The 10368-nt window shown below is 63.5% G+C and carries 9 protein-coding genes, 2 pseudogenes and 1 riboswitch; of the genes and pseudogenes, 2 read left to right on the top strand and 9 right to left on the bottom strand.

What is annotated here, in order from left to right:
* Positions 1-183 precede the first annotated feature (183 nt).
* The 5 genes from dxs to EN925_RS09315 form a co-directional block, all read right to left on the bottom strand.
* On the bottom strand, positions 184-2097 hold the full coding sequence (gene dxs / locus EN925_RS09335) for a 1-deoxy-D-xylulose-5-phosphate synthase (protein WP_127368845.1): 1914 nt from the start codon (positions 2095-2097) through the stop codon (positions 184-186).
* Positions 2098-2239: 142 nt separating this feature from the next.
* Positions 2240-3160 carry a pirin family protein gene (locus tag EN925_RS09330; protein ID WP_127385448.1) on the bottom strand — a complete coding sequence of 307 codons (921 nt, stop codon included), beginning with the start codon at positions 3158-3160 and terminating at the stop codon, positions 2240-2242.
* Between the two features lie 39 nt (positions 3161-3199).
* A complete protein-coding gene (locus EN925_RS09325) occupies positions 3200-3466 on the bottom strand; it encodes a DUF2277 domain-containing protein (RefSeq protein ID WP_013532791.1) in 267 nt (88 codons plus the stop codon).
* A gap of 110 nt (positions 3467-3576) precedes the next feature.
* Complete coding sequence (locus EN925_RS09320; protein WP_013532792.1) at positions 3577-3828, bottom strand: exodeoxyribonuclease VII small subunit; 252 nt, start codon at positions 3826-3828, stop codon at positions 3577-3579.
* 3 nt (positions 3829-3831) lie between these two features.
* Positions 3832-4758: a histone deacetylase family protein gene (locus tag EN925_RS09315; protein WP_024503603.1), complete on the bottom strand. Its 927-nt coding sequence runs from the start codon at positions 4756-4758 to the stop codon at positions 3832-3834.
* A 121-nt stretch (positions 4759-4879) separates the two neighbouring features.
* A riboswitch (cobalamin riboswitch) is annotated at positions 4880-5060 on the top strand.
* Between the two features lie 2 nt (positions 5061-5062).
* On the opposite strand from EN925_RS09315, the pseudogene bluB reads away from it, so the two are divergent.
* Positions 5063-5788, top strand: a pseudogene (gene bluB / locus EN925_RS40630) (5,6-dimethylbenzimidazole synthase); the annotation flags it as partial.
* A gap of 122 nt (positions 5789-5910) precedes the next feature.
* Here bluB and EN925_RS09305 read toward each other — a convergent pair.
* On the bottom strand, positions 5911-6894 hold the full coding sequence (locus EN925_RS09305; protein ID WP_063167669.1) for a hypothetical protein: 984 nt from the start codon (positions 6892-6894) through the stop codon (positions 5911-5913).
* Between the two features lie 289 nt (positions 6895-7183).
* On the bottom strand, positions 7184-7792 hold the full coding sequence (locus tag EN925_RS09300) for a TetR/AcrR family transcriptional regulator (RefSeq protein ID WP_013532796.1): 609 nt from the start codon (positions 7790-7792) through the stop codon (positions 7184-7186).
* A 120-nt stretch (positions 7793-7912) separates the two neighbouring features.
* On the opposite strand from EN925_RS09300, the gene EN925_RS09295 reads away from it, so the two are divergent.
* Positions 7913-9136, top strand: a complete 1224-nt coding sequence (locus EN925_RS09295) for an MFS transporter (RefSeq protein WP_027164157.1) — start codon at positions 7913-7915, stop codon at positions 9134-9136.
* A gap of 37 nt (positions 9137-9173) precedes the next feature.
* Here EN925_RS09295 and EN925_RS09290 read toward each other — a convergent pair.
* Positions 9174-9718: pseudogene (locus tag EN925_RS09290) on the bottom strand (GNAT family protein).
* Between the two features lie 33 nt (positions 9719-9751).
* Positions 9752-10368 (bottom strand): 3,4-dihydroxy-2-butanone-4-phosphate synthase (locus EN925_RS09285; protein WP_206632811.1); only part of this gene is annotated, 617 nt, incomplete at its 5' end.

Below are 10368 nucleotides of genomic sequence, written 5' to 3'. Positions count from 1 at the left end.
GCGCAAAGCGCTGCGCCGCACAGAAGCGTTTTCATTGTTGCTGTCTCCCTGCCTGATCACGATCTAGCAGGGCGCCGTTGAAAAACGGCCAAGAGACACGGTAAGCAAAGCGCCAAACGGCAGCGTAAACAACGCGTTAAGAACGTTGGCCGGCAAACTGATTCAAGTCACTGAGACTTTGATTCAGGCGCGCTGGGCGCGAACCGTATGCCCGAGCGCGACGAACACGGTGCGCACGATGCCGGCAGCATCGAGCCCGGCATCGGCATACATCTTTTCCGGCTTGGCGTGGTCGGTAAACACGTCGGGCAGCACCAGCGGGCGCACCTTCAGGCCGCTTTCCAGCAGGCCTTCATGGGCGAGGAACTGCAGCACATGGCTGGCGAAGCCGCCGACGGCGCCCTCCTCCACCGTCACCAGAACCTCATGCGAGCGGGCCAGCCGCCGGATCAGATCCTCGTCGAGCGGCTTGGCGAAACGGGCGTCGGCGACCGTGGTGGAAAGCCCGGCAGCCCCTAGCTCCTCGGCGGCGATCAGGCAATCCTGCAGCCGTGTGCCGAAGGACAGCAATGCTACCTTGGTGCCCTCCCTGACGATGCGGCCCTTGCCGATTTCGAGCACGGAGCCACGCTCCGGCATGTCGACGCCAACGCCATTGCCGCGCGGATAGCGAAAGGCGATCGGGCCGTCATCATAGCTTGCCGCGGTGCGTACCATGTGGCGCAGCTCCGCCTCGTCGGCCGCCGCCATCACCACGAAGCCCGGCAGTGTCGCCAGGAAGGTGGTGTCGAAGGCGCCGCAATGGGTGGCGCCATCGGCGCCGACGAAGCCGGCGCGGTCGATGGGAAAGCGCACCGGTAATTTCTGGATGGCGACGTCGTGGACGACCTGGTCGTAGGCGCGCTGCAGGAAGGTGGAATAGATGGCCGCGAACGGCTTGTAGCCTTCGGTGGCGAGGCCGGCGGCGAAGGTCACCGCGTGCTGTTCGGCGATGCCGACATCGAAGGTCCTCGACGGGAACGCTTCGCCGAACAGGTCGAGGCCGGTACCGCTCGGCATGGCTGCGGTGACGGCGACGATGCGGTCGTCCTCGCGGCCCTCCTGGACCAGGCTTTCGGCGAACACCTTGGTGTAGGCCGGTGCGTTGGCCGGCGCCTTGGCCTGCGCGCCGGTGATGACGTCGAACTTGTTGACGCCGTGATATTTGTCGGCGGCGGCTTCCGCCGGCGCATAGCCCTTGCCCTTCTGGGTGACGACATGGATGAGCACCGGGCCTTCGCCATTGTCTCGGACATTTTTCAGGACCGGGATCAGATGTTCCAGATTGTGGCCGTCGATCGGGCCGATGTGATAGAAGCCGAGTTCCTCGAACAGCGTGCCGCCGGTGACGTAGCCACGTGCATGCTCGACCGCCCTTGTGATCGCACGATCCGCGCGCTTGCCGAGATAAGACGTCAGTTTTTTGCCGAAATCGCGCAGGCCGATATAGGCCTTGCCGGAGGCCAGCCGCGCCAGATAGGCGCTCATGGCGCCGGTTGGCGGCGCGATCGACATGTCGTTGTCGTTGAGAATGACGATCAGCCGTGCATCGAGTGCGCCGGCATTGTTCATCGCCTCGTAGGCCATGCCGGCAGACATGGCGCCGTCGCCGATGACGGCGATGACATTGTTGCGGCCGCCGGAGAGATCGCGGGCCGCGGCCATGCCGAGGCCGGCCGATATCGATGTCGAGGAGTGGGCAGCGCCGAAGGGATCGTACTCGCTCTCGGCGCGGCGGGTGAAGCCGGACAGGCCGCCTTCCTGGCGCAGCGTGCGGATACGGTCGCGGCGGCCGGTCAGGATCTTGTGCGGATAGGCCTGGTGGCCGACATCCCAGATCAGCCGATCATCGGGGGTGTTGAAGACATAGTGCAGCGCCACTGTCAGCTCGACCACGCCAAGGCCGGCGCCCAGATGACCACCCGTGCGGGATACCGCGTCGACCAGCTCGGCGCGAAGCTCGGACGCCAGTTGCGGCAGCTCACTCTCGGCAAGCGTGCGCAGGTCGGCCGGGATGCGGGTCTTGTCGAGAAGCGGCGTATGCGGCGTTGCGTTCACGGTGCTCAGGCTTTCGGTTGATGGGCGAAATAGGCCGCCGGCCGGCGAAAGTAAATGCGTGTCAGTGACGCGGATCAGACTGTGGTCTTTTGCTTCTATGCAGGTCGTTTCCCCAAAACCGGGCCACTTTGGGCGACAGGCATCAGCTTTCCGGCAGCGGAATGAACTCTTCCTCGTCTCCTGGAACGATGTCGAAGCGGCCTGTCTTCCATTCCTCTTTCGCCTGTTCGATACGCTCTTTCGACGACGAGACGAAATTCCACCAGATGTAACGCTTCGAACCAAGAGAGGCGCCGCCGAACAGCATGAAATGCGCCCCGGTCTGCGACGACACGACGATCTCGTCACCGGGACGGAAGACCAGCAGCCGTTCGGCTGGGAACACATCGCCCGAAATCGAGACCTCGCCTTCCAGCGTGTAAATGGCGCGCTCTTCCGCATCGGCAGGGATTTTCACGCTGGCGCCGGGCGCCAGGCGCAGGTCGGCGTAGAGCGTCTCCGAATCGGCCCTGACCGGGGACCGTAATCCTTGGAAATCGCCGATGATGAGGCGCCCGTTGACGCCTTCGGCATCAATCTCGGGAAGCCTGAGCGCTCCTGTGTTCTCGAACACAGGAGCCACCTCTTCCTTGTCGTCCGGCAGCGCCAGCCATGTCTGCAGGCCGGATATCGACATCGGCGCGCCACGCAGTTCCTCCGGCGTACGCTCCGAATGGACGATGCCGCGGCCGGCGGTCATCAAATTCACGTCGCCGGGCTGAATGACCATTTCGGTGCCGAGGGAGTCGCGGTGCCGGATCTTGCCGTCGAACAGATAGGTGACCGTCGACAGTCCGATATGCGGATGCGGACGGACGTCCAGCGCCTGGCCGGCCCGCAGGATCGCGGGACCCATGCGGTCGAAGAAGATGAACGGACCGACCAACCGCCTTTTTGCCGTTGGCAGGGCACGGCGCACCTGAAAACCACCGATGTCCTTGGCGTTCGGAACGACCATCAATTCGATCTGATCGCTGGCGAACGCATCGCCCACCTCAGGGTCTTTCCCGGGGAAGAAGCTCATGGACTCTCCTTGTCGGTGGTCGAAGGCCGCCTGGCCGCATCAGGCAAAGCGGATGGCCGCCTTTGCCCGCAGCTTGGCCGCCACCTCTTCGCGATTGCGCGGATGCTGATGGGTTTCCAGGGAATCGAGCAGTTCGCGCGCCGAGGCCGCGATGGCGTCGACGGCATGATCGAAGGCGTGCTGGTTCTGCTTCGAGGGTCGCGTCGTTCCGCTCAGCTTGCGGACGAACTGAAGGGCCGCGTCGCGCACCTCGTCATTGGTTGCCGGCGGATCAAAATTGAACAGGGTCTTGATGTTTCTGCACATCGCTTCCGTATCTCCTCTTGTCCTTGAGCTGTTTCAATCGGAACGAGTTATAGCCTCGATCATGATCATGTCCAAAAACCGGTGAGGCGAGGCCATCGTTCGGACCGGCCTCAATCCGCGTCGAGCGGCTCCGTTCCAACCGGCTTGCCGTCGCGCGACAGCCTGATCTTCTCGACCTTGTCCTCGGCGGCCTTCAGCAGCCGGTCGCAATGCGCCTTCAGCGCCTCGCCACGTTCATAGATCCTGATCGACTGGTCGAGCGGCACGTCGCCACGCTCCAGATCATCGACGATCTTCTCCAGCGCATCGAGTGCCTGCTCGAAGCTCATCGCCTTGACGTCTTCGTTGGTCTCACCAGCCATCATTCATCCTTTCATCAGTCGCCCGACATGGGCGGCGACCGAAAATGCCAATCCCTGCAGATCGTAGCCGCCCTCGAGCAGGCTTACGAGCCGGTTGCCGCTGTGGCGTGCCGCGCGCTGCATCAACTGGCCGGTCGCCCAGTCGAAATCATCCTCGGTCAGATTGATCTCGGCCAGCGGATCGCGGTGGTGCGCGTCGAACCCGGCCGAAATGATGATCAGGTCGGGCGCGAAATTGTCGAGCGCGGGCAGGACGCGCGACAGGAAGGCATCGCGAAACACTTCGCTGCCGGTCTGCGGCGCCAGCGGTGCGTTGACGATATTGCCGGCGCCCGTTTCGGTCTTCGCTCCGGTGCCGGGATAAAGCGGCATCTGGTGTGTCGAGCAATAGAGCACCGAGGGATCGTCCCAGAAAATATCCTGCGTGCCATTGCCGTGATGCACGTCCCAGTCGACGATGGCAACGCGCTCGACACCGTGTTTCTTCTGCGCATAACGCGCCGCGATCGCCGCCGTGTTGAACAGGCAGAAGCCCATGGCCGTGGTCTTTTCGGCATGATGGCCGGGCGGCCGGGCGGCGACGAAGACGTTGTCGGCGCGGCCCGAAAAGACATCATCGACGGCGGCGTTGGCGGCGCCGATCGCGGTGATCGCCGCTTGCCAGCTCTTCGGACTGGCAGTGGTGTCGGCATCGATGCGGGCAATCCCCTCGTCGGGGATGGCGGCGCGCACGCGGGCGACGAAATCGGCGGGATGCGCGTAGAGGATGGTGGCCTCGTCGCCTTCCGGCGCCTGGATACGATCGAGCGCGGCAAAGGCTTCCTCATCGAGCACGCGCTCGATGGCGCGCAGGCGGTCGGGCCGCTCGGGATGTCCGGGCGGCGTGAGATGCTCGAGGAAGATCGGATGCGTGTAGAGACGGGTGGTCATCGTCCTAATCTAGTGACCCCGATCGACAAAGGCCATGCACGGGCGGCCGATGACTGGGGAAAATCGCGCCTGCGTCCATTCGTGTCGCCGCAGGCATTGGCCCCGCCGGCGCTTCGGCGTAAAGTCCTTGGTACTGCCTGGTGCCCGCCGCAAGCGGGAGAATCGGGAACACGGTTGAATTCCGTGGCGTGCCCAACGCTGTGAGGGGGACCGCGCCGGTAAATGCCACTGTCGATGACGGGAAGGCACCGGACGCGGGTTGATCCCAAGCCAGAAGACCGGCCTGGCAGGCATCGTCATCCGCATGGTCGGGCGGGTGGCATCAGAGCGACGTGCGTCCATTTGGACGCACAGCGTACGCTCTGACCGTTTTGAATCTGCAATCGCAAGGGGACAAGCGATGCCGGAACATATGACCGCTGCCATTGACGATGGATTCGACCAGAATGCGCGCGATGCGGTCTATCGCGCCATGTTCACGCGGCGCGACGTGCGCAGCCATTTCCTGCCCAACGCGATCGATGACGACGTGCTGGCGCGGCTGCTGCTTGCCGCCCATCACGCGCCATCGGTCGGCTTCATGCAGCCATGGAATTTCATTGTCATTCGCGATGCCGGACGACGAGCGGAGGTGCGCGACCTGTTCCTGGCCGCGCGCGAGCAGGAACTGCCGGCGATCGAGGCGGAAAAACAGGCGCTGTACCGCAAGCTCAAGCTGGAAGGCATCTGCGAAAGCGCGCTCAACATCTGCATCACTTGCGACCGGCAGCGCTCGAAGGGTTCGCCGCTGGGACGCTGGCACAATCCGGAGATGGATCTCTACAGCACCGTCTGCGCGGTGCAGAATTTCTGGCTGGCCGCGCGTGCCGAGGGCGTTGGCGTCGGCTGGGTGAGCATCATCGAGGCTGAGGCGCTGAAGCGGCTGTTGGCCATTCCGGATCACGTAACGCCAATCGCCTATCTCTGCGTCGGCCGTGTTTCCGAGTTCGCTTCCAAACCGGACCTTGAAACGCATGGTTGGGGACGGCGGCTGCCGCTGCCGGAACTGATCATGAGCGAGACGTTTTCCGGGCAAGGCGAGGCACAGCTCAAGTCCACCGTGGCGCGCCTCAACACCGTTTCTGCCTCACCAGACACCACCTGCCCGGCCGATCAGGGTGTGGCGCCGGCCGTACCCCAGCGCGAACCGCCGAAGGAGGCGAGCGCCTTGTCCTTGAGCTCCCTGAACTTCGACGACGCCTCGGCCAACCGGGCGTCCCAGGCCGGATCCGGCACCTGGCCCGCGATGGTCTTGAAATAGACCTGCATCAGGCAAGCGATGGCGAAAGGCTCGATGAAGGCCGCCTTGAACGCCCAGGCGAAGACGATGGCGAGCACGAAGGCCCAGCCGGCGAGCTGGCCGGGCATCAGGAACAGAATGGCGCCGGCAGGCGCCAGCATCATCAGAAAGATGACGAACGACACGCCCCACATGATGACCGCCAGCCAGACGGCGTTCTTGACCATGACCTTGCCGTTCTGGGCATAGAGCACGACGCCTTGGCGCGCCGTCTCGAAGGGTGAGGCTGAATTGATGCGGATGTTGTAGCCGAGGATGATCTCGTCGACATAGGTCAGCGACAGGCGGATCACCGTGTTGATGAAGGAGACCAGGCCGCTCAGGCCCGGTATCGGCAGGAAGGCGGCGATACCGCCGAGCAGGCCGGTGATGGCGCGGATGGCACCCTTGACGAGTTGGTCGACGACGAAAAGGATATTGGCCTCGGCAAAACGCTGGGTGACGACATCCCTGGCGTAGGCGATCTGGTCCTGACCGCCGGGAATGTCGCGGCCGTCGATCAGATGAACCATGACGGCGATGTGGCCGGCCTTGACGATATAGAGGATGTATTCACGGATCCAGTAGACCGCGATCGAGACGATGCCAAACCCGACCACGCCGCCCCACAGGGCAAAGGACATGGGCCCGTCGGGATCGGTGGAGATATGGCCGACACCATAGCCGACCGAGGCACCGGTGCCGGTCGCCATGATGTAGGCCAGCGTGATGCCGAAATAGACGATCATACGAAAGACGATGAACGGCCAGGTCCGCATCATGATGGACACCGACCGGCCGATCTCGAAATCCCACATGTGCCCCGAATCTCCGCCTCAGAGATGGTGGAAGAGGATGAACTCAACCCGACGATTGTCAATTGCCGGCCCTGGCACCACAGGGCGACGAATTCTGGGCAACGGTTTTCTTTCGCAGCCTTTCGCCGGCGCATTGTCTGACGGAGCATCAAACGAAAAACCCGCCTGTGCGGCGGGTCACCGGCGCAAATCAGCACCATGGACGAATATGTACCTTAGCTGAGGGCAGGTGTCGAGAAAAAATTCCTATCGGGAACAGCTGCCGGCACGAAAAGCTCCGGTGGGAACTTCAATTCGACTGCGGATCCGGCTTCTTGAGCAGGCCTTCGAGCAGTTGCTTGAACGCCGTCACCACCTTCTTGGACGTCGCTTCGGGGTCGTCCGAATTGGCGATCCGTTGCGCTGCCTGGCTGCTCGCTCCGTTGATCAGTCGCGAGGCCGTCTCGGGGTCGAGGCTCGAGACAACGACCCCCTCCTCCTGCAGCGCGGTCAGATGGTCGGTCATTGACACGATGCACGCACTGGCATTCGGCCATTGCGCTGGATCCCCCAGCACGGCCGGGCCATCCCGGAACATGATGCGCTGGATTTCCGGCTCCAGCGCCATCTCGATATAGGTCGAGCACTCGTCGACGAAATGCTGCCAGCGGGTCGGCGCTCTCGACGCGACCTCATTGATGCGCGCCGCCATCTCGCCGTCGATCTGGGCTATGACCGCCTGCAGCAGCCCCTTCTTGTCGCCGAAATGATGATAGAGCGCGCCGCGCGTCAGCCCGGCCGAAGCGGTGAAATCATCCATCGAGGCTTCCGCATAGCCTGTTGTGCCGAAGGCATGGCGGGCCGCCGCGATCAGCTTTGCGCGCGTCTCGGCGATCATCTCCTTGCGGGGTCTGTGCATGGCTTCTGGCCCTATTCACATACGTAACGTATGCCAATTGACATACGCGGCGTATGCTCTATTTAACAAGCATACGCTTCGTATGTAATTGCCGAATCGTCCTTTGTCGAGGAACCACCCATGCAAAATCCCTATTCGGAAATCTTTCGTGCCCCCGGAGCCAAGGGCTTTGCGGCCGCCGGATTCATGGCGCGCCTGCCGATCGCCATGGCGCCCATCGGCATCGTGGCGATGCTGTCGCAGACGCGTGGCGAATACTGGCTGGCCGGAGCCGTCTCGGCAACATACGCGCTGGCCAACGCTTTCGTTGCGCCGCAGATATCCAGACTGGTGGACCGCCTGGGCCAGACACGGATCGTCGTGCCCACCACCATCATCGCGGTGCTGGCTTTCGCCGTCCTGATAGCGGCGGCCAACCAGGACTGGCCGGTGTGGACGCTGTTCGTGTCGGCCCTACTGGCCGCGGCCATGCCAAGCATGCCGGCGATGGTGCGGGCGCGCTGGACAGAGATTTTCCGCGGACGGCCGCAGATGAACACCGCATTCGCCTTCGAGTCCGCGGCCGATGAACTGGTCTATATCGCCGGGGCATCGCTATCGGTCGGTCTCAGTGCTGCCCTGTTCCCGGAAGCCGGCGTTCTGGTGAGCACATTATTTCTCGCATTCGGATCAGCGGCCTTCATCCTGCAACGCTCGACGGAGCCGCAAGTGCGGCCGGTGGACCATGGCTCAAGCGGCTCGGCGATCCGCCTGCGGCCGGTTCAGATCATCACCTTCGCCCTGATCTTCATCGGCGCGACCTTCGCGACGACGGAAGTCAGCACCGTGGCGATCACCAAGGAGCTTGGCCAGCCCGGCGCCGCCAGCCTTGTCATCGGCGTTTATGCGCTGGGATCGTTCGTGCTCGGTATCATCGTCGGCGCGCTCAGCCTGAAGGCGCCGCTGCAACGCCAGCTCGCCATCGCAGTCGCCCTCGTCGCGCTCGGCACGCTGTTGCCGCTCACCGCCGACACCGTGCCACTGCTGGCGCTGACTGTGTTCATCAGCGGCGTGGCGATTTCGCCGACCTTCATCACCGCCTTCGGCCTGATCGAGCGGCATGTGCCGGAGGCGATGCTGACCGAAGGCATTACCTGGGTCATGACCGGCATCGGCATCGGCATGGCGCTCGGCTCGTTCGCGGCCGGCGCGGTGGTCGATGCGTTCGGTGCCCAGAACGGGTTCTGGGTCTCTGTGGCTTCAGGCACGATCGCGCTGGCCACGGTGCTGCTTGGCCAGCGCAGCCTTGCCACGGCTGAGTGCGAGATGGACGGATGCGAAGCAGCCGCGATTGCTGCGGAATAGTTCCGGCGCGCCCGGGCCTTAGGCCGGGCGCGCCGCTCTAGGCGGCCGGGCCTGAAATATTGACTCTTCTTGGGTGCGCCAATGCCAAAACTATCGTTGGCGCCCCGTGCAGCATCACCTCTTTTTCGAAGACGAAGCCACATTTCTCCAGCACCCGTCGCGAAGCCGGATTGGCGGGGCGGACGATGCCGACAACCCGATCGGCACGCAAGGGGCCGAACGCGGTGCGCAGTGCTTCCATCACCGATTCCGTGGCATAGCCATGTCCCCAGCTCGCCGGATGAAGATGATAGGACAGGTTCAGACCGTCGAAATCCGCCGATACCGTGACGCCGCCGAAGCCGACCAGCTTTTCATCCGCCTCGACCGCCCAGCGGCCAAAGCCGTGCTTGTCCCAATGACCGATGTCGCGCGTCAGCCGCGCGGCGCTCTGCTGGGCTGTATCCGGGACAGGGTCCGGACGATGAGCAACAAGCTCCCGGCGCGAAAAGAGGTCGATCAGGAAATCCAGATCAGCCTCTCTTCTGGGCGGCGCAGCAAAAGCCGTTCGCTGCGCTGGCTGGTAGGCAGAGACGCATTCATCCGTCTTCTCCGGCAACCGGATCGACGGGAGGCTCAGAGGATCTCGGTCTTGGCGATGTGGATGCCAAAACCTTCGAGGCCGACATAGTGGCGTTCGCGCGAGGCGATCAGGTTGATCGAGGAGATGCCGAGATCCTTGAGTATCTGGGCGCCTAGCCCGATCTCGCGCCACTCGTTTTCACGGCGGCGCGCCTCTTCGTGATCCTCGCGGTCGCCGCTTGCCGGCCGCTTGCGCTCCTGATGCGCAACGCCGACGGAGCCTTCTCTGAGATAGACGATGACACCGCGCCTGCGCTCGCCCATTGTCTTAATGATGGCGTCGAGCCGGTGGCTGGTGCCGAAGACATCGGTCACCACATCCTCGGAATGCAGACGCACCGGCACGTCCTCGCCGTCACGAATGTCGCCGAAGACGATGGCGACGTGATGCATGGAGTCCCACGGCAGCGTGTAGGTGAAGACCTGTGCCTTGCCGCCGAGCGTGTCGATTTCCGAGCAGGCGACGCGTTCGACCAGCGTTTCCTTGCGCTGCCGGTAGGCGATGAGGTCGGCGACCGAAACCTGCTTGAGGCCATGCTCCTCGGCGAAAGCCTGCACCTGCGGACCGCGCTTGACGGTGCCGTCATCATTGACCAGCTCGGAAATGACAC

It is taken from the genome of Mesorhizobium sp. M7A.F.Ca.US.006.04.2.1 (genome assembly GCF_004022915.1).
GTDB classification, from domain to species: domain Bacteria; phylum Pseudomonadota; class Alphaproteobacteria; order Rhizobiales; family Rhizobiaceae; genus Mesorhizobium; species Mesorhizobium ciceri.
The sequence above is the reverse complement of the archived record's forward strand: the minus strand, read 5'-3'. Positions and strand labels throughout refer to the sequence as shown.

Bases quoted from the DNA above. Each gene is read 5' to 3' on its own strand.
- EN925_RS09330 (WP_127385448.1), bottom strand. From the start codon at position 3,160: ATGAGCTTCTTCCCCGGGAAAGACCCTGAGGTGGGCGATGCGTTCGCC.
- EN925_RS09325 (WP_013532791.1), bottom strand. From the start codon at position 3,466: ATGTGCAGAAACATCAAGACCCTGTTCAATTTTGATCCGCCGGCAACC.
- EN925_RS09320 (WP_013532792.1), bottom strand. From the start codon at position 3,828: ATGGCTGGTGAGACCAACGAAGACGTCAAGGCGATGAGCTTCGAGCAG.
- EN925_RS09315 (WP_024503603.1), bottom strand. From the start codon at position 4,758: ATGACCACCCGTCTCTACACGCATCCGATCTTCCTCGAGCATCTCACG.
- EN925_RS09305 (WP_063167669.1), bottom strand. From the start codon at position 6,894: ATGTGGGATTTCGAGATCGGCCGGTCGGTGTCCATCATGATGCGGACC.
- EN925_RS09300 (WP_013532796.1), bottom strand. From the start codon at position 7,792: ATGCACAGACCCCGCAAGGAGATGATCGCCGAGACGCGCGCAAAGCTG.
- EN925_RS09295 (WP_027164157.1), top strand. From the start codon at position 7,913: ATGCAAAATCCCTATTCGGAAATCTTTCGTGCCCCCGGAGCCAAGGGC.